Source organism: Methylophilus sp. DW102, from assembly GCF_037076555.1.
GTDB classification, from domain to species: Bacteria; Pseudomonadota; Gammaproteobacteria; order Burkholderiales; family Methylophilaceae; genus Methylophilus; species Methylophilus glucosoxydans.
Map to the genome: position 1 here is coordinate 2334533 of NZ_AP029023.1, position 19812 is coordinate 2354344.

Consider the following 19812-nt stretch of genomic DNA (forward strand, 5'->3'; position numbering starts at 1 on the left):
TGACTCAATCGAAACTTGTAATATGCGGCGCTCATTATTCAATCGCGCCGGCCAACTCAAAAATCGGCATATACATCAACACCACCACCAGCCCGACAATGAGGCCGATGATGACCATCAGTGCCGGTTCCAGCAGCTTGCTCAACCACTCGACGCGGCGCGCGGTATCCTCGTCGTAAAACACCCCAATCCGCCCCAGCATCTCGTCCAGCTGGCCGCTACGCTCACCCACGCGCAACATACGGTTGGCGATAGAAGTGGTCAAACCATGCACCTCCATGGCACCAGACAGCGGCTTGCCTTCACGCACGTCAGCGATCACCTGCTGCAAAGCGCGTTGCATTTCTAGCGGTAACAAAGACTGCACCATGCCGAGGGCCGTCAACAAGGGAATTCCTCCCTGCAACAACATCCCCAGCGTGCGGTAAAAGCGGGCCAGTTGATAAATGCGCAAGGCCTCGCCCAAACTCGGGATCTGCCAGATTTTTTTCATGATCCAGGCCTGGCAAGCCGGACGCGAAAACAGCAACCACAGCATGGCGATACCGCTGATGGTACTTAATAACACCAGCTCACCATGCCCCTGTAGCAACTGCCCCCAGCGCAGCAGCATCTGGCTGGCCCAGGGCAGCTTGTCGCCACCACTTTCATAAATCGTGCTAAAGCGCGGCACCACATAACCCAGCAGAAATAGCACCACCAGCCCACCGACCACGATGAGCAACACCGGATAAATCGACGCTGAGATGATTTTTTTACGGATGGCATCGACCTGCGCCTGGTAAGCAACATGGCGTTTGAGCGCCTGCGCCATGTCGCCGGTGCGCTCGCTGGCACGGATCAAGGCCACATACAAAGGGCTGAAGACCGCGGGTTGCAAGGCCAGCGCCTGCGACAACGGCAAACCCTCATACAAGGCTGTCCGTAAAGCGGTCAGCACGGCTCTTGAGGTCTCTTGCTGCTCTTTCTCGGCCAGTCCCTCAATCGCCTCAATCAAACTCAGGCCAGACTCCAGCAAGGCCAGCAACTCCTGGCTGAACAAGCTGAGCTGAAAGCTGTTTTTCTTGATTGGCCATTGCGGAAGCACCCATGCCCGACGCGGCTGGCGCACCTGCAAGACGCCATATCCACGCGCCTGCGCCTGCTGACGTGCCGCCTGCGGGTCGGCTGCCTCCAGCGACAACCAGCTGACCTCGCTGCCCTGCAATACCTTGAGCTCAAACTTCATGACGATATGCCTGCTCTACAGGATGGCTGCTTTACCAGTTACCCACATCGCTATCGGCGTCCTGGCCACCCGCCGCGCCATCGCTGCCCAAGGTCCAGACATCGTAATCGCCATGCTCGCCGGGCGCGCGGTATAGGTAAGGCCGCCCCCAAGGATCAGCGGGTACGCCTTTGGCCAGATAAGGCCCCTGCCACTTGGTCTCGCCACTCGGTGCCTGATTCAATGCCGCCAGCCCTTGCTCAGTCGATGGGTAATGCCCGGTATCCAGCCGGTAGGTGTCCAAGGCACGCGACAAGGCCTCGATTTGTGCTTTGGCGGTTTTGGTTTCAGACTTGCCGATCTGTGCAAAGTACTTGGGGCCGACATAGCCAGCCAGCAGACCGATAATCACCATCACCACCAGCAGTTCCAGCAAGGTAAACCCCCGGTGTGTGTTTGGCGCAGGCGTGGCCACTGGACGGATTGCAGATTGATTTTTTTTGGACATGATTTACCCCCGACTACTTGGTCATAAACAATTGGCTCACGCGATTGAGCGTGTCCAGTGACAACAAACCACTGCTGAACTGCAAGTTCACCCAGTCACTAATCAGGCTGTAATAGGCCTTGGTCAGTGCCAGCTGGTTGTTAAACAGCTTTTGCTGGGCTTCCAGCACCTCGTGGTTGGTTTTAAATCCGGCCAAAAATCCTTTTTGCGTGCCATCCAGGGCCACCCTGGCCGACTGCACCGCCTGCTGGTAGGCAGTGACGGATTGTTGTTGTGCGTGCAGACTCTGGTAGTACTTGCGGACATTGAACTCCACCTCGCGCAACTTGGCGGTCATGGTTTCTTCACTGGCGGTCAGGCGGCTGGCACTCTGGCGCACATTGGCACTCACATACCCGCCCGCGAACAGCGGCACATTCATTTGCAAGGCCAGCGTGGTCGTGTCAAAACGCGAGCCCAAGGTGTTATTGCTGTCGTTCTGGCTGTAAGAGCGCACACCGACCAAATCCAGCGTCGGATAATGCCCGGCCTGTTTTTTCTCGACATCCTTTTTGGCAACCTCAATATTCTGGTAGGCCGCCGCCAGCTCAGGGTGGTGTTGCCGGGCCAGCGCCAGCCAGGTTTCCAGCGGATGCTCGGCCGGGCTGAGCTGATTCAAGCCATCGACCAACAGCTCGGCAGACAAGACATGCGTGCTGCCTGTCAGAATCTGCAGGCTTTGCTGACTGGCCTGCAAATCATTATTGGCTTGCAAGTGCTCCACTTTAGCCACATCCAGGTTGGACTGCGCCTCACTCACCTCGACCACGGTGCCACTGCCGCGCGTATAGCGCTGTTCCGCCTGTTGCAATTGCTGGCCGACCGCCTCCAGCTTGCGTGCCTGCACCGTTAGGCGGTCTTGCGCGTAGAGCGTCTCCAGATAAACCGACACCAGCTTGAGGATCAGCTTTGCGGTTTCCTGCTCCAGCAATGACTCCTGCGCACTCACATAAGATTTGGCGCCACCATACATGGCGAGCGTCTCTTTGTTGTACAGCGGTTGCCTGACCGAGAGGCTGTAATTTTCGAGCGAATAATCAAGTTCACTATTGACGGCCCCCTGCGTGGTTTGCGTCGTGCGGTCCGTATTGCCGCGCCCCTTAAGCAAGCCCAGTTGTACCTTGGGGTAAAACATTGCGCGCGCCTTGGTCAACTCTTCACGCTCGGCCTCGGTATTGGCCAGCGCAGCCCGGTAGTCTGCATTATGGGTCGCCGCCAGTTGATACAGGCTATTGAGGTCGGCCTCGGCGATAGCTACCCCAGTCAGCAGCAAGCCAGCTAGCAGATACAGACACTGGTGCATGCTCATGATAAGCAACCGGCTTAAAGCCTTGAGATGCACAGACTCACGAGTAACAGCAACAAATACGGATACAACAGACAAGGTTATTCTTCCTTCATGGAGGCGGCTAACCGCTTGCTCAGCGGATGCATCAGGTAATTCCACAGCGTGCGTTCCCCGGTCTTGATCACCACCTGTACTGGCATGCCCGGCTGTAACTGGCGGCCTTGCAAGGCTTGCACGCCTTTGTCCGTCAGCTTGACGCGGGCCAGGTAATAACTCTGGCTGCCTTCAGGCGTAGCAGCCGGTTTGCTCAGCAGGTCTTTGGAAACCGATTTGAGCTGGCCCTCTGCCAGCAGTTGCGGGCTGTTGGCAAAGGTAGAGAAGCGGATATCGGCCGCCTGGCCAACATGGATTTTGTCGATCAGGTGTGGCGGAATCTGTGCGTCCACAATCAGCGCTTCGCCCGAGGGCACAATATCCATGAGTTTTTGCCCAGGCTGGATCACGGCGCCCACGGTGTGCACCTGCAAGCCCACCACCTGGCCTGAGGCTGGCGCGCGGATTTCAGTCCGCCCCAGTTCTTCGCGCAACGCGCGGACTTTTTGGGCATCGGCCTCGACTTGCAATTTGACTTGCGCCATTTCTGCATCAATGTCTTTTTTCTCCAGCTGTTTGCGCTGATAAATTTGCTGTTGCAGCTCGAGAATGGCCCGTTGCGCGCGTAACAGATTGGCCTGTGTGTTGGCCCGGTCACCATACAGGGCCGCCACACGTTGCTCCAGGTCATTTTGCTGGTTGCGTGGCGCATAGCCCTCGGCCGCCAGCGCGCGCACGCCTTGCAGTTGTTCTTCGAGCAGGCGCAGTTGCGACTCATGGCTGGTCAACACGCCGCGATAGCCTTCTATCAATGCCTGATAGCCGGCAATGGCCTCTTGCTTGGCCGCAATATCCGCCGCCAGCGCCGACACTTTGGCCAGCAGCAACTGGCTCTGGTTACGCATCTGTTGCTGAATCAGCGGATCGGTCTGCTGGCTGATCAAATCCGGGTGAAAATCAATCAGCGTGCGCTGGGTCTGCTCAGCACGCAGGCGGTCTTCCTGCGCGCGCAACCCGGCATAACGGTGACGCACCTCTTCATACCGCGCCTTGCTGGCCTGCGCATCCAGCTTGAACAATACCTCGCCGGCATGTACTTCCTTGCCTTCGTGCACCAACAGTTCACTCACCATGCCGCCCGACAAATGCTGCACCACCTTGTGATTGCTTTCCACGCTGATCACGCCTTCGGTCGGCACGCCCTCATCCAGTGGCGCCAGCGCGGCCCACAGCACAAACCCGGCCAGGCCCGCCAGCAAAATCAGGGCGCCTTTGCGTGCAGGCCTTGCGTTATGCGCATAGTCTTCAATGGCATGGACATTGTCAGGGACAGGGCTGGTCGACATCAGCGACATGTTTACTCCGTAGTAGCCAGAGGACTGGCGGCTTGTAACTGGTTTAAATAGACGATGCCGGCATCACGCGGCCCGTGATGCAATACTTCGCCGCGCTTGAGCACCAGCAGGTCGTCGGTGATCTTGAGGATGCCGGAACGGTGAGAAATGACGACGATTGTCGTGTTAAGGGTTTTCAGCGCCTGCAATAGCTGCAGCAGCCTGGCTTCTCCAAACTCGTCCAGGCTGGCATTAGGCTCATCCAGCACCAGCAAGGCGGGCTCTTTGTAAATGGCGCGGGCCAGACCGAGCAGTTGCCGCTGGCCACCCGACAAGGGCAAGCCTTGGGCATCCAGCCGAGTATCGTAGCCTTGCGGCAAGCGCAAAATGGCCTCGTGCAAACCGACACGCTGGCAAGCCTGCAAGATATGCGGCGTCTCAAGTGGCCCAAAACGTGCCACATTCTCGGCAATGGTGCCTTCAAGCAAAGACACTTGCTGCGGCAGATAACCAACACTGGTGAGTGACTGCCGCACATTGGCAGGCGTCAGCAAGGTCTGGTTGACTTCATAGCGCCCGCGCTCGGCAAATACCGCCCCGACCAGCAATCGGGCCAAGGTACTTTTGCCTGCCCCGGAGGGGCCCATCACGCATAACAGGCGGCCCGGCAGAATGCTGACATCCACCGCCTGCAGCAACGGGCGGGCCCCATGACTGACCCCGACCTGCGTCAACTGCAAGGTATAGGGCCGCAACAGGGGCGCAGCGGCGACGGTTTCCATTGTTTGCGCCTCAGCCCCCGCTTTCATCGGCACACCTGTCATCATTTGCTGAAGCTCACCGGCGGCCGTCTTGGCTTGCAGCCACTGGCGCCAGCTTTGCACCATGACATCAAACGGTTGCAGCGCACGCGCAATCAGCACATTGGAAGCCACCATGGAACCGACACTGATCTCGCCTTCAATGGTCAACCACGCCGCGACAGCCAGCATGAGCGATTGCAGGCAGTAACGCACCCATTTGTTGAGAAACTGGCTGCGATCGCTCTGGCGTTGCCAGTGGTCTTCGGACTCGGCTTGCTGTGCCAGTAACTGTTGCCAGTGCTGGCGCAAGGTCTGCATCATGCCCAGCACATGGCTGGTCTGTGCGTGCTGAATTTTCTGTTGCAAAAAATGCTCGGTACGCTGGCGGGCGGCGTGGGTTTCCTGACCAGGCTGCGCCAATACATGCTGATGCCACCAGGCCACCAGACACTGCACCAGGCAGAATGCAATTGCGGTCATACCCAGCAGCGGATGCAGGGCAAACAGGACGGCGATGTAAATCAGGCTCCAGGGAATATCCAGCAAGGCAAACAAGCCCTGCCCGGTCAGCCACTGCCTGACCGCCGTCAATTGCTGCAAGGCCTGTTGCGGCACATTGGACGCCGGGCGACCTGGATCAAAGGTGGCGGCAAACACCTGTTTGCCAAAGCGCAAGTCAAACTGCACCCCGGTCTTTACCGCATACAGACTGCGCAACCAGTCAGCCCCCGCCATGAACACAAGCAAGCCAGCCGTCAGCAGCGTCATCGCCACCAGCGTCAGCGTATTACGGCTGAGCATGACCCGGTCATACAGTTGCAGCATGTACAGCGTGGGCACCAGCATCAGTACATTGGTTAAAAAACTCAGCCAGAACATCTGCAAAAATGCACCCTGAAAAGGCTGCATAAATGCCCACATCGGCGACTGCCGCCATCCGCCCGCTAAAGCCATCATAAACTCGCCACCTTGCCAGACTCCGGCTGAAAACTGGCCAGCACCTCGGCCGGTTTGCCAAAGCGGATCATCTGGCCCTGGCACATCACCAGCATGCAGTCGGCGATGCTTAAAATGTGTTGCAAATGGCTGATGATGACAAAGGTAGTGCCCTGTTGCTTCATGCGTGCAATCGCCTGCTGTAACAATCGCTCACTGGTTGTGTCGAGGTTGGCATTGGGCTCATCGAGCACCACAAAACGCGGCTTGCCATAAAAAGCGCGGGCCAGGCCAATTAACTGCCGTTCGCCGCCAGACAGGTGCATGCCAGATGCACCAATCACGGTATTCAGCCCCTCTGGTAACTGCTGCACCCACTCGCTGAGGCCCAGCAGATCAAGTACCTCGGCCAGGGCGGCAGGGTCAGGTGTTTGAAAACGGCAAATATTATCCACCAGGCGGCCATCAAACACATCGACCTCTTGCGCCAGATATCCCAGCGAAGGGCCGAGCTGGTTTTTATCCCAACGGTAAATATCCACCCCATCCAGGCGTACCCGGCCGGTGGTGGGGGCCAGTAAGCCGACCAGCAATTTGGCCAGCGTGGTTTTGCCTGACGCCGAGGCGCCAGCGACAATCAGCACCTGCCCCGGCGCAAGCTTGAACTGCACCTGGCGGATAAACGCTTCGGCAGCTGCTTTGCCTGCTTGCGGCATGGCATACCCCAGCTGGTCTACGCTCAACTCACCCACTGGCGGCGGCAAGACCATGCCGGGCGCAGTGGCTGGCGCGCCCGCCAGCAAACTGTCTATGCGTTGATACGCGGTCCAGGCTTGCTCATAGGTTTTCCAATGGCCCACACATTGCACCAGCGGTGCGAGCACGCGGGCAGCCAGAATCGAGGCCACAATCATCATGGCCCCGCCGTTGTACAAATCACCTGCAATAAACAGGTAACAGGCCAGGCCCAGAATCAAGCTGGTTTGCAGGGTTTGCAGCCAGCGGGCAGCGGCAGCGCTTTTGCCCGCCAGCGCCGAGGCTTGCGCCTGCTGCCACAAAAAACCGTGCTGGTGTTGCAGCCAACGCTGCTGCATGGGCGCCAGCATGGCCATGGCATGCATGGCATCGCCATGACGGCTGATGCTGGCAAAATAACGGTGTGACTCGATTGCATGCTGGTTGGCCTGCGCCATCAGCGGGGCCACGCGAGACTGGTTATGCCAGGTCAAAATCAATTGGATGCTGAGCCCGGCCAGGGTAAGCAAACCCAGTGCCGGATGAATCCAGAACACGGCTGCTAAAAAAATCAGGCAAAACGGGGCATCAATCAGGCTCAAACAGGCAGAAGAATGCAACGCTTGCTTGAGGGTAGAAAAATCAGAAAATACCTGGCTGGCAGGGAATTCAGGCATGGACAACCTGCTCGCAAATACGCGTTCAAATACGCGTTGCTGCAACAGGGATTCAAATTTTTTGGCCGCTGACTGCAACAAGTTGCGGCGCTGCCACTCGAGTGCTTCCATCACCAGATAGGCAAAGGCCGCCATCACGGTCAGCATCAGCAAGGTCGAAACATTACGGCTATTAATGACGCGGTCGTACACCTCCAGCATATACCAGGAGGGCACCAGAATCAGCAAATTGGTCACCACCCCAAACAACCATACCCGGCGCCACAACGGCCACAGGGCGGGCAATGCTTGCTTGATGGTTTCAGCTTGCGACAACTTCATCACGACTAAGGACTTTGATAGAGCGTATCGGCAGGCAGGTTTCCCTGCCCGCCTATCCGCCGCTACTTAAACGACAACAAAGTCCGACACAGACACTGTGCTGACGCCTGTCAACACTGCAATGTCTACCTTGGCACCGCTACCATTACCATCTGCGTCATAGCTGAGGGTTTTAGTGGTGGTGTTGTAAATCAGGTAATCATTGGCGTCTTGCGCAGTGCCGGTGCTGTTCACACGCAACATGCTGCTGTTAAACCCTGCCAACTGGCTGTACTGATCCAGGTGCAACTCGATTTTGTCGGTGCCACGGGTGAAATCAGTGATGGTGTCTACCCCGGTCAGGTTAAACGCCGTGTTGGTATAGGTTTGCACACTGGTAGATGAACCAGTCACGACTTGCTCGTAGACTTTGCCGAACACAAACGTATCCGCGCCGCCATTCCCTGTCAGCGTATCGTTACCACCATTGCCAACAAATACGTCAGCCTTGCTGGTGCCGATAAAGGTTTGCTGGTTAGCATTACCTTCAAAACGCAGACCATTGGTGGTCAAGCCAGAAGCATCTACCACCACATTGTTGATGGTCCCGCCGTTGTTACCCAAGGTGTTGGAGAGATCAGATACCGTGCCGTTGGCTTTGAAGTAGTAATGATCGTTGAGCAATTGCAGGTCAGTGTTTTCAACATTCAAACGACCGACAGTGCCACCCACCTGCACCACTTCCATAGACTGGAAGTTGTCGTTGTTGAGCACAACAGTGCCGTTGGCTTTAGTATTAGCACCGATGCCAGTAGTAATGCGCAGTGTATCCACGCCATCACCACCCACGATCACATCATGCTTGTCGCCAGTCGCAATCCACTCTTTGTTACCGTCATCTGCCTTAGAAGTTGTGCCTTGCACACCACTACCAAAACCGCCGATCACAAAAATGTCATTGCCTTCGCCACCATCCAGGTAGTCAGCACCGCCATGACCGATCAACAGGTCATTGCCGCCGTTACCGTAAACCGTGTCATCACCCAAACGCATGGTTGCGTAATCAACACCTTCACTACCCAGTACGATCTCGTGTGCATCGCTACCTTCGTTAGCACCGTCAATGCGGGTGAAGCTACCAGCTTCACCTTCTGAAGCGTCGTAAGTCACATCCACATTGTAGTAAAGGTGAGCAACAGAGAAGTCATCTACCTCAAACGCAGCCTTGTCGTATGTGACTGGTGTAGCACCCACAATGGTAGAAGCTGGCTCAAAAGTGGCTTCTTCAAACTCAAGTTCAACAGTGACGTTTTCAACATCGCCACCGGCAACACCATGAATTTGGTAGCCAGGGTTTAATTCACCCAAGCTTAGAGATTCACCATTCTCTTCAAGTTGCTCAGCTTCCAAAGTGATGCTTACACCACTAGCCAGTTCAATACGCTCAATGCCAGTGAATTGGATACCCTCAAACTCACCTGATTGAGTAAATTCAAGTGTATCCACTGCGTTGTAGCCTGCGACTGTAGTAGCAAAGGTGCTAATTGCAGAAGATCCTGGACGGGTTACGATGTTCAAACGAACATCGGTTTCTGCTTCTTCAGACATTTCCTGATCGTCAAGAGGGACAGTAAGCCCAGTGGTTGAGTCGACAGCGACAACCTCTTCAGTACCTTCGTCCTCATCAACATCAGTATAACGGGCCTCGTTACCACTATTATCGAGATTGGAAACGCCACCTACAATAACAATACTCCCGCTATCGTCCTCGGAACCGATCACAAATGTATCGTTACCTTCAGCACCCAATAAAATATCATTAGATGAGGCTAGATAAACATTACCATTCACGGTTTCATCGCCAGCAGTAGCGCCTTCTCCACGAACAACGTCAGAGCCAGCGCCACCAGATAGAATATCATCGCCATCACCGCCGTAAATTTCATCATCTCCAGCACCACCAAGCAATATATCATTGCCACTACCACCGAAAATATTGTCAATACCATCGCCACCATGAGCGAAATTATTACCAGATCCGACGTCTATAGTATCGTTCCCAGCCCCACCGAAAATCACATCATTGCCATTTCCACCAACTAGATAATCGTCACCAGATCCACCGATAATGACATCATTTCCGTTCGCTCCGTCAATAACATTGCCTAAATTGTTACCAACAATTAAATCGTTACTTTCAGAACCGGTATATTCTGTTTCTGTTGAGTTGAATATTTTAATAGCCATACTAGACTCCTACATTTATGAGAGTGAATAGCGAAGCGGGGAACCCGCTTCGCTAGATTGACTAACTTACGAGCGATTAAGGTACTGTTGCCCCAGGAGGAGCGTATCCAGTCAATGAAATTTCATGGAAGGTAGTATTTTCTTGAGCAGTCTGACGAAGTCTTAACGCACCGGCTTTACGCCATGTACTATTAATTGTCGAGGCACTGTCACTATTGCAAGAAAACTCAACATACGCTATTGAAGAGATGGGATTAGTACCGCCATCATCATCCTGAAAGCCAGCATCAACAGTAAAGTCAACCCAATTACTGTTCACTTGAGCATCTTGTTGAGCAGCGGTAGCAGTAGCAACTGTCGTACCACTAATGCCTGAGTTAACGCCATTGATGGCTAATGTTGATGAACCGCCAATAGTTGGCAAGTCTAAATAACCCGTGCCATTATTCTGGCGCTCCGCTTGAGTGCCACCATATTTATACGCCCGGTGTTGAACGGAAGTAAACGTTCTACCCGCTCTATAAACCGGCGATAATGCTGGAGTTGATGAAGCTGCAAAATAACCAACATTTACAGAACCGGAGCCGCTGTACCCACCCACAGCAATATCATTTAACTCAAAATATTGTGATCCGTTATAAAACGCATTAGTACCCAATGTCACTTTTGTACCTAAAATACAAGATGCCGGGCTCGTACTTGTATTTCTCCAAATACGTTGCGTAACATTACCAATAACGGTTACTCCATCAGTTGCGAAAATATTCTGCGTATTAGATGTCACTTGCAAACCGTACCCTGAGAGTGGTGCCGTTGCATCATTAGATAAGCCTGTAATTTGGCATGATCCAGCCGCGCCAGCATATGGGGAGTCACTCCCAAAGTTAAGCCTTGACTGTAAAGAGGTCACTGCTGGGCCCGCTAATGGAGGTACGGTTCTACCATCGTTATAAAGATTGATATAAGCAGAGCCAGTTGGCGCAGACGATAAAGCACAAAAAGATCCGGCGGCAAATGCGGCTGACGAAACAAAACCAAGCGCTCCAATCACTGCTAATTTAATAGTAGTCTTATACATTTTTACTCCTTACAAAAAGAAGATACAATTAGCAGGCATTTGTGGCTGCCTGCATTACCAATTCACTACAATCGTTAGTCCCTGTCAGTTCTAAGTCGATCGTAATTGAATACTTTAAGGTTCGTCACAAATGCCCCTATCAGTAGAGTCGACGAAAGCGTCAAGGCAATATTGCCCCAGGTGGAGCATAGCCTGTCATAATAATTTCATGAAAAGTTGAATTTTTTTGACCTGTCTGCCGCAATCTTAAAGCTCCAGACTTCCTCCAAGCCGTATTAATTACTGCAGCACTATCGTTATTACACGGGAACTCTATATAAGTCATAGCAGAGATTGGGTCGGTAATATCTCCATCTAGAAAAACCGCATGTAAGGTAAAATCCACCCAGTTAGTATTCACCTGTGCTTGTTGTTGAGTTGCAGAAGCGGATGCAACTGTATTTCCTAATATACCGACATTCACTCCATTAATATTCAAAGTAGAGGATCCGCCGATTGTAGGAAGATCCAAGTAACCAATTCCATTATTCTGCTTTTCTGCTTGAAAACCATCGTACTTATATGCCCGATGCTGAACCGATGTAAATGTTCTACCTGCGCGATAAACCGGATATAACGCCGGTGTTGTTGGAACTGTAAAGTAGCCTACATTTACAGCTCCAACATTAGCAAAACCACCACGAGCGATATCATTTAACTCAAAGTATCTAGAACCATTGTAATAAGCGTTTGAAGTTAATGCGACAGAAGTACCGAGGATACACATCGCAGGGCTAGTGGATGTTTTACGCCAAATTCTCTCAGTAACACCGCCAATAATAGTGGTGCCATCAACAGCATAAATGTTTTGAGTATTTGCAGTAACCTGCAAACCATAGCCTGGTAAAGGAGCTGTTGAATTGTTCGCCAATCCGCTAATTTGGCAAACACCTGCAGATCCACCATTCGGCAAATCAATTCCAAAGTTGGTTCGTGAGAGCAAAGATGATACCGGGGGGCCGGCCAAAGGTGGAATCACTCGTCCATCGTTATATAGGTTGATATATGCAGAACCTGAAGGTGATGCTGGGAGCATGCAAAATGACCCTGCTGCAAAAGCAGATATCGACGCTACTGTCAATGTAACCGCCCCAGTTAAAATCATATAGTACTTAAGCATAGTTACTCCCAATGATCCATTAGCAGACATTCAGGGGGCCTGCTGCCCAAACTCGCACAACGAATAGTCGCCCGTGAGTTCTAAAAAGGTTGCCGTTGAATTTCGTTGTTGAAGAGGAGATCAAAAATGCCCCCTCTTCGGGTTTACATAATCAAGCTTTATTACAGAAGCTAAATTAACCAATTCTTATACTTTTACTACTGGGATTTCTTCCCGAGATTTAATACAAATTAATCTGGAACAAAATGCCAATTCAAACTAAACCAGACACCACGCGGCGCGCCTGGTGAGATGAAGTTTGTGCTTAGCCAGTCATTAGAATTATGGTTGTAGCCATCAGGGCCAATTGCGCCATTTATACTTGGTGAAAAAGGATTACGCCCCAAGCGACCAGCAGTGAAATACTCTCTGTCAAAAAGATTGTTTACAATCATGGTCGCCGTCCACTCTTTACTGAGCTTATAGCTGGTTTGAAAATTGAATACGGCAAAACCGGGGACAGTTCCTGGGTTACTTGTTGGACGTAACAATGCGTTACCTGCCGCACCCATCCCCCGATCTTGAATCACCCCTACTTTATGCTCGTTATTTTCATTGCCTCGAACATAGCTATCAGAATGCGCAACACCAGATAAACCAACTGTCCATTTATCGGTGACTGCATAATTAACACTGGCATTAAGGTTGTGTAGAGATACTCCAGGAATACGACTACCGGGTTTCACATCAATGGCTTGTCCGTAACCATCATTCTTATCTGTAGAGCTGCTATTGTCAGGGCTAATCATACGAAAGCTGTCTTCAAACGTAGCATCTGTCAGCGCATAATTCACGTTGAAGTTCCATTTGTCTTTTTGACCGGCAAGCCCCATTTCAATGCCACGACGCCTTGTGTCGCCAATCGTATTAAAAAAGCCTCGCCCATTACCTACGGCAACAAAATAGATGTCATCTCGAAGATCAGTCTGAAACGCGCCAAGATTCCAGCGCACACCTTCACCCCAGTTACCTCTTAATCCTAAGTCATAACTAGTTGATCGAATTTGTGGCAAGAAAGGATCACCGGAAAGCGCCGTTGGCAAAGTGCATTGTCGATTTTCGGCCAGACTTTTAGGGATGCTTCTACCAGCGACCAGAACTGGCGTATTATCAAAAGCACAGCCTAACTCAATCACACTGGGCACCCGAGTGCCCTGCGCTACATTTGCAAATATATTTATCTGGTCAGTCGCCTGCCAGGTCGCACCGAGTGAAGGGTTAAAAGAGTAAAAGCTAAATTTCTCTGTTTCTGCGGGATCAAGTGCATTAAAGAGATTTATTGGGCGATAATAGGTAGGTGGTTTGTTAGTTGTGCAATCACCATCACATACACCGACTCTATCTGGATAACCGATTAAATCGGTAATTTCATAGGTACTGTATCCGTATCTTGCTGCAATCTTATTTTTTGTGAAGGTTTGGTTATAGCGTCCAGAGACATTAAAGTGCAATGTCTCAACAGGCGTCCAGGTTTCACTGAAATAAATACTCTGCGTTGTATTAGTGCCACTAAAGTTATTATTAGGAATCTGTTGATAGGCTCCAATAAATTGTGGGTGTGCTTGCGCTGGGTCAATATATGCATTTCTTTCCGCATCAAAGAATCCAAGTTGCGTGTAATTGCTGTAATCAGCGCTCGCGCTATCAATTGAAGCGCCAACCATAAATTTGTGATGTTCTAAATTCCAGTTGAGTTGGATTGATCCACCATCGACTATTTGATTAATGGTATTGTCATTAATAATGGCGGTTGGTGTACCCTCAACAACACCAGGCCTATTACCATTTGCACCATCAATAGGCTCAAACGGGTATGCATCTTCAGCAGCCTTTGCTGCAGCACATTTATCATTGTTGGTTGGGGCTAGCAAAACAACATTAAACCTATAAAGGGTGTCTACCCCATTCACATTCACATACTTGTAAAAATAAACATCATCCAAATTAGGATAGTAAACAGTGTCCCCTGAGCCAAGTGGCTGAAAATCACCTATCAAGCTACTCCCAATATAATAACTTGGTAAGGGTTGACCGTTGCCGTCCGTTATTTGATTGCCATTACTATCGATAAAAGCATTACCTGAATATTTGGGTGTTGCTTGATTTTGGTTATAAAGTATTCTTTCCTCTTTATTTTTCCAGAAATCAAAAGTGTCTCGCAGCGCCTGAGCCATATCGTCTGGAATACCAGTGTTTTTAAGATTGGCAAACTGAGCTGCGTCCACCGTATATAAGCCCGTATTTCCAACATTATCTGAAAGGTTTTGATAAAAATCAGTGGATGTAATGTCTGTTGAACCATTCGAAGGATCGGCTGGACTAGGTATAACATACATATCTGGAATGCCCTTCTGCGACCCCGTACTTGCTAGCAAGCATGTAAACTCTTCACCAGCAGCAGGAGTTCTTTTCCCCCGGAAGTTATCGTTCCACTCCCTAACCACGTCCGAGCCAACTTGATGACGCTTACTATTTCTGCGATAGACCTGACCAGTGACTGAAAATGTATCATTCACAAAGTAACTGCCAGACAATTGAAACTGTGCTAATTGATTTTTGGTTTTATCAGGAGAGGTAAAAACACTATTCCGGTCTTGCTCATACATTTGTGACGGTAATAATCCATTTCCTACCAAGTCTGTTTGCACTAGCAAAGTGCTTAAATTAAGGTCGACTTTATCTCCGCGGAAGCTAGCCTTAGTAAATAACTGATTTACCTTACTAGGTGAGTTTTGTCGCCACCCATCCTCGAGAAAAAAGTTGCCCGCTGCGAAAAGCCCTACTGTTCCATTATTCCATCCACCCTCAGCTTGCAATTGTTTACGTCCAAATGAACCAGTCAAAACATCAGCATCAACACCAGCATGATTGAATCCATCCTTGGTTTTTAGGGTAAAAGCGCCACCTAATGTATTTAATCCGAATATGGGATTAGAACCTGGGAATACATCGAGATTTGCAATAGCGTTCATGGGTATCATGTCCCAGTTCACTACATCACCAAACGGCTCATTAACGCGGATACCATCAAAGAAAACGCTCAATCCCTGAGGAGTTCCAATTTGCGGGCCTGCGGTAAAACCACGGTATTGCACATCCATCTGAAACGGGTTGCCTTGGTAGTCATTGACTGTGACTGATTGCAGCTTGCGATTCATGAGATCAGTCAGACTCAACGAATGGGCTTCTTTGATTTCTTTGGCAGAAATGCTTTGTACGTTACCTGGGATCTCCTCTTTCGTCAGACCAAGGCCAGGCAAAGGCCCAACTTCATAAAAGCGTTTTGCCCGGACCTCAACTTTATCGAGCTGAACATCTTTCTTTGCGTCTTTTGTGGCTTTTTGAATAAAGATGTTATTACCTTCTACCTTTGGGACAAGGCCGCTTTCGCCCAACATCCGCCGTAAGGCTTCCGCGCTCGTCATACGGCCATGTACCTCTGGCGCAGTTTTGCCAGAGACGATGTCGTTCGGGAATGAGATATTCATCCCGGTGGCTTTGCCCAGGTCGTGCAAAGAGTTCGCCAAAGGCTGTTTTGGAATATCCACATTCACTGGCACGCTAAAAGTCTCCTCTTGCTGTGTTGGCAATTGGGTGTTCAGTGCTTCTGCCCAAGTGGGCTGTGTTGCCATCACGCTCAATGCAGTGAGCGCTGTGTGTAGTCCTCTTTTGTGTATTTTTGTATTTCTAATCACAGATTCTTCTCCTGTCCTATTGACTCATCTGTGAGCGCGACAAAACCCTGACGTTGTTAACTTAACTTTACACAATAGGTTTAGATATGTTTTTTGAGCGCTAGAAAATCGCTTTAATAAAAGCCGATGAAAAGCCAAATATGGCGAGACTGGGGATCAGGAATTGGCGAGAAGGCTTAATCGTATGCGTATTTGCAAAGACTCATTTGCTGCGAGTAATGGCTGAAGCAACTTAATTGATAACGACCTTACTCAGGGCAAGGTCACTCACGCATCAAGTGATTAGTGCGCGCTATTGAGCAAAGTATATTGCGGCGTTTCTTGCAGTTTGACCGGGGCAATATTGGGCAGGCCGCGCAGGAAATGGTCGATATCCTGGATATTGATATCCGCAGAAATATTGCGCACCTGCTTGCCCTGTGCTTGCACGGGTTTAACGCGGTAGCGCGAAACGGTGTAGGCGATTTCGTCGATATCGGCGCGGTCAAATACCAGGCGGCCTTTCATGAAGGCAAAGGCGTCCGAGGCGGGGCGATTGACCAGTGCCATGGCGTGATTGGGGTAGACCTCGAGCACCTGGCCGTTGGTGATCTCCCTGGCGATGGCGGGCTGGCCTTCAGCGGTTGAGGTGGCCAGTTCAGCTTTAGAGTCGAGATTTGGTTCGACCTTGACCCGGCCATGATCCACGCTGATACGAACCAGTTGTTGCAGCCGGTTAACTGCAAAGCGTGTGCCTAACACAGTGACTTTGGCGGTATCGGTTTCAACGATGAAGGGGCGCTCTGGGTCTTTGGTCACTTCAAAAATGGCTTCGCCTTCTTTGAGCAGCACATGGCGCTCGTGGCGGTAGTAAGTGACTTGCATGTCGCTCTTGGCACTGAGGGTGACTTTGCTGCCATCATCCAGCGTTTTAGTGACGATCTGCCCAACCGGGTTTTGCGCGGCCATTTGCATGACGGGCTGGGCCTGCCAAACCTGGTATTGCTGATGAGAGAAATAACCCATGATACTGATCATACCTATCATGAGCAGTTGGCCGAGCCGGCGCTGCCGGGTTTTGCGTTTGGCCTCGTTGGCTAAAAACATTCGCTGCTCGGCGGCATCGGCCAGGCTAGAGAGGCTCTCTGCAGAATCCAGTTGCCGCATGGCACGGGCAATGCTGTCGTATTCAGCTGCATGGCGCGGATCATCGGCCAGCCACGCCTCAAACGCTTGCTGCTCGCTACCACGTGCATTTTTCTCCTGCTCACGCAACCGTAAATACCAGCGCGCCGCCATCTCGCTCAAGGTGAGCGATTTGGCATTGAGTGGCTTGGACTGGGCGGGTTTTGACATGGCAGCAGTTGAGGTCAATACACCTTTAATGGTTCAGGCTTTGCTGAAATGCACGGATATCCAGCATGGCTCGAATCAGGTGTTTTTCTACCATGCTGGTACTGATATCCAGATGCAAGGCGATTTCGCGTTGCTTCATTTCATCGACGTGATAGAGCCAGAATACCTGGCGGCATTTTTCTGGCAATAAATCCACAATACGTTGCAAATGATGCAGTTTTTGCCGAGTTTCATACAGCTGCTCTGGCGTGCAGTCGAGGATCAGGGCGGTTTCGTCCATCTGCTCCTCATCGACAAAGCGGGTGCGGTATCTGAACTCATCGACCAGCAGATGATTCACGATGCCGTTTAAATAGGCCTGTGGCGACTCTTCACGTGCCGGATGGCTGGAAACGGCAAAAAACACCAGCGCATCATGCAAAATATCTTTGGCCCGCTGCACACAGGCTGTTCGCCGACCAATGCGACGCAACACATCCGTGTAAGCCCATTTTAAATCGATCCCGCACCATGCCAGTGTCTCGCTCATATCCTGCCACCCTACTTTTAGATTTATATTCATAGAGTGCAAAACGCATGCCACATGACACAACCACGTATAAGAGACTGATTCTCAATTATAAAAAAAATGAATAGGGAAAATTTCCTGACATAAAACAGGTTTAAAACAACCACATTTAATAAAAAATGGCTGATAAAAACCAATTTGGTTATGAAACATCCAGCGACCGCTCCGCTGGATCGTGAGGCCTGCAACGCTAACACTTGTTTATCCGTCATGAATAGGCATCGAATCATGCCGGCATCACAGCGGGAAGCGCCAAACCGCAAAAATATTGCGCGGCACGGCCATACCCCAAGTTCACAATAAATTGCAAAAATTAGCGATAAATTGAATCCATGCTCTCCCCCTAGAAGCTCAAAGTTTTCGATAATAGCGCCAACTAACTGGCATCCATCGCCTGAAAAATGGATGCGGGTTCGGACATGGCTGCTTTCATCTGAAGTAAAACGCTTAATAAAGAATAAAACAAAGCGATATTTTGATGATCAAGCCGGTTGCCTCTTGCATAAGATAAGCTATTCCTGAAACCTGTACCGATTTTAATGTCACTGCTCCAGAAACCTGATGCTAACTTATTGCGCGCCCGCTACCACAGCCTGGTAAACGACGTGCCCGTGGTCATTTTTACCGCGATTAGCGCATTGACAATCCAAATGGTGGCGTTGCAGGGTGAGATTGATTGGAAATTTGCCATTTTGCCACCCATGTTGCGCTTGGTGATAGGGGTGATTTTGCTGTGGTTCTGGTACAAGCACAGGCATGACCAGCCACCGATTGAGAATATCCGCAAACGCCTGGATACCGCCTCTACCCTACTGATACTGGCAGGCCTGTTTACCTTCTGGCGCAGTTTGTACCTGTTTCCAATCACGGGTAGTTTTTCGCATTATTTCTTAATCGTGCACAACACGCTGTATGGCTTGTGCTTTGCCTTTATCCTGAGCAAATTGGGGGCGGCGGCTTATGCCTACAATGTGTTGCTGATTGGGGCGGCGGTGACCTGCGTGTTTCGTGACGACATTGAACATCCCTATTTGGTCGCCATGCTGATTCTGGTGTTTGAAGTGGGCATGCTGTTAACCATGCGCGCCAGCAACAAGACCTTTGACCAATGGGTGAATGCAACCTTTGAAACGCAAAGCCTGCTTAAGGAAAATCAGCGGCTGGCACAACAGGATGTGTTAACCGCGCTACCTAACCGGCGTCAGTTCTTTTTGCAAGCGGCACAACAGCAAGCCGAATCCAGCCTGGGGGAGCATTGTTTTGTTGTTTGCATTCTGGATCTTGACCATTTCAAACCGATCAACGATCAATACGGTCACCATATTGGCGACCTGGTATTAAGCGAGGTGGGCAAGCGGCTGGCTGCGATTCACACAGCAGACGTGCAGTTTTACCGACTGGGTGGCGATGAGTTCGCATTTCATTTATTGTCTGATTGCGAGCATCTGCGCCTCAAGCAAGTGTGTGCAGAAATCAGCCATGCACTGTCTCAAACCATGCATATCGACGAACGGGTACTGACGGTGAGCGCATCTATCGGCGCCTGCTCCACCTGTGACGCCAAACTCTCTGCACAAACCATGTATGAACACGCAGATCAGGCGCTGTATCAGGTCAAGCGTGCCGGCCGCGGTCACTTGCAGATATACAGCGAGCCCCTGGACCTTAAAAAAATGGCATAACTTATACTAGCCCTGCCCTTTTATCTCAATGCACTTTCTAATCTTGCTAACGCATCATTATTGACCGATCACCGCCGCATGCGCTGGCG

At 51.0% G+C, this 19812-nt stretch carries 13 protein-coding genes; 1 reads left to right on the forward strand and 12 read right to left on the reverse strand.

The window, feature by feature from the left end:
* Positions 1-34: 34 nt before the first annotated feature.
* From AACH41_RS11005 to AACH41_RS11060, 12 genes are all read right to left on the reverse strand, one after another.
* A complete protein-coding gene (locus AACH41_RS11005) occupies positions 35-1228 on the reverse strand; it encodes a type II secretion system F family protein (protein ID WP_338655072.1) in 1194 nt (397 codons plus the stop codon).
* Positions 1229-1259: 31 nt separating this feature from the next.
* Complete coding sequence (gene gspG / locus AACH41_RS11010) at positions 1260-1715, reverse strand: type II secretion system major pseudopilin GspG (RefSeq protein WP_338655074.1); 456 nt, start codon at positions 1713-1715, stop codon at positions 1260-1262.
* Between the two features lie 13 nt (positions 1716-1728).
* Complete coding sequence (locus AACH41_RS11015) at positions 1729-3138, reverse strand: TolC family outer membrane protein (RefSeq protein WP_338655076.1); 1410 nt, start codon at positions 3136-3138, stop codon at positions 1729-1731.
* A 2-nt stretch (positions 3139-3140) separates the two neighbouring features.
* Positions 3141-4490 (reverse strand): HlyD family type I secretion periplasmic adaptor subunit, encoded by a 1350-nt coding sequence (locus AACH41_RS11020; RefSeq protein ID WP_338655078.1) that lies wholly within the window; start codon positions 4488-4490, stop codon positions 3141-3143.
* Between the two features lie 2 nt (positions 4491-4492).
* Positions 4493-6229 (reverse strand): ATP-binding cassette domain-containing protein, encoded by a 1737-nt coding sequence (locus AACH41_RS11025; protein ID WP_338655080.1) that lies wholly within the window; start codon positions 6227-6229, stop codon positions 4493-4495.
* Entirely contained in the window at positions 6226-7941 is a 1716-nt protein-coding gene (locus AACH41_RS11030) for a type I secretion system permease/ATPase (protein WP_338655082.1), read from the reverse strand. Before AACH41_RS11030 ends, AACH41_RS11025 begins: the two co-directional genes overlap by 4 nt.
* Positions 7942-8007: 66 nt before the next feature.
* Complete coding sequence (locus AACH41_RS11035) at positions 8008-10167, reverse strand: calcium-binding protein (RefSeq protein ID WP_338655084.1); 2160 nt, start codon at positions 10165-10167, stop codon at positions 8008-8010.
* 76 nt (positions 10168-10243) lie between these two features.
* Positions 10244-11245 carry a hypothetical protein gene (locus AACH41_RS11040; RefSeq protein WP_338655085.1) on the reverse strand — a complete coding sequence of 334 codons (1002 nt, stop codon included), beginning with the start codon at positions 11243-11245 and terminating at the stop codon, positions 10244-10246.
* 160 nt (positions 11246-11405) lie between these two features.
* Positions 11406-12404: a hypothetical protein gene (locus tag AACH41_RS11045; protein WP_338655086.1), complete on the reverse strand. Its 999-nt coding sequence runs from the start codon at positions 12402-12404 to the stop codon at positions 11406-11408.
* A gap of 230 nt (positions 12405-12634) precedes the next feature.
* On the reverse strand, positions 12635-16075 hold the full coding sequence (locus AACH41_RS11050) for a TonB-dependent receptor (RefSeq protein WP_338657602.1): 3441 nt from the start codon (positions 16073-16075) through the stop codon (positions 12635-12637).
* A gap of 345 nt (positions 16076-16420) precedes the next feature.
* Positions 16421-17473: a FecR domain-containing protein gene (locus AACH41_RS11055; RefSeq protein ID WP_338655087.1), complete on the reverse strand. Its 1053-nt coding sequence runs from the start codon at positions 17471-17473 to the stop codon at positions 16421-16423.
* Positions 17474-17498: 25 nt separating this feature from the next.
* On the reverse strand, positions 17499-18002 hold the full coding sequence (locus AACH41_RS11060) for a sigma-70 family RNA polymerase sigma factor (RefSeq protein ID WP_194748541.1): 504 nt from the start codon (positions 18000-18002) through the stop codon (positions 17499-17501).
* Positions 18003-18580: 578 nt separating this feature from the next.
* Between AACH41_RS11060 and AACH41_RS11065 the strand changes: the two genes are divergently transcribed.
* A complete protein-coding gene (locus AACH41_RS11065) occupies positions 18581-19723 on the forward strand; it encodes a diguanylate cyclase (protein WP_338655090.1) in 1143 nt (380 codons plus the stop codon).
* Positions 19724-19812: the final 89 nt, after the last annotated feature.

Excerpts from the sequence above, each read along its gene's own strand:
- AACH41_RS11020 (WP_338655078.1), bottom strand. The coding sequence starts at position 4,490 with ATGTCGCTGATGTCGACCAGCCCTGTCCCTGACAATGTCCATGCCATT.
- gspG (WP_338655074.1), bottom strand. The coding sequence starts at position 1,715 with ATGTCCAAAAAAAATCAATCTGCAATCCGTCCAGTGGCCACGCCTGCG.
- AACH41_RS11040 (WP_338655085.1), bottom strand. The coding sequence starts at position 11,245 with ATGTATAAGACTACTATTAAATTAGCAGTGATTGGAGCGCTTGGTTTT.
- AACH41_RS11005 (WP_338655072.1), bottom strand. The coding sequence starts at position 1,228 with ATGAAGTTTGAGCTCAAGGTATTGCAGGGCAGCGAGGTCAGCTGGTTG.
- AACH41_RS11060 (WP_194748541.1), bottom strand. The coding sequence starts at position 18,002 with ATGAGCGAGACACTGGCATGGTGCGGGATCGATTTAAAATGGGCTTAC.
- AACH41_RS11030 (WP_338655082.1), bottom strand. The coding sequence starts at position 7,941 with ATGAAGTTGTCGCAAGCTGAAACCATCAAGCAAGCATTGCCCGCCCTG.
- AACH41_RS11035 (WP_338655084.1), bottom strand. The coding sequence starts at position 10,167 with ATGGCTATTAAAATATTCAACTCAACAGAAACAGAATATACCGGTTCT.
- AACH41_RS11065 (WP_338655090.1), top strand. The coding sequence starts at position 18,581 with ATGTCACTGCTCCAGAAACCTGATGCTAACTTATTGCGCGCCCGCTAC.
- AACH41_RS11055 (WP_338655087.1), bottom strand. The coding sequence starts at position 17,473 with ATGTCAAAACCCGCCCAGTCCAAGCCACTCAATGCCAAATCGCTCACC.
- AACH41_RS11050 (WP_338657602.1), bottom strand. The coding sequence starts at position 16,075 with ATGGCAACACAGCCCACTTGGGCAGAAGCACTGAACACCCAATTGCCA.
- AACH41_RS11025 (WP_338655080.1), bottom strand. The coding sequence starts at position 6,229 with ATGATGGCTTTAGCGGGCGGATGGCGGCAGTCGCCGATGTGGGCATTT.
- AACH41_RS11045 (WP_338655086.1), bottom strand. The coding sequence starts at position 12,404 with ATGCTTAAGTACTATATGATTTTAACTGGGGCGGTTACATTGACAGTA.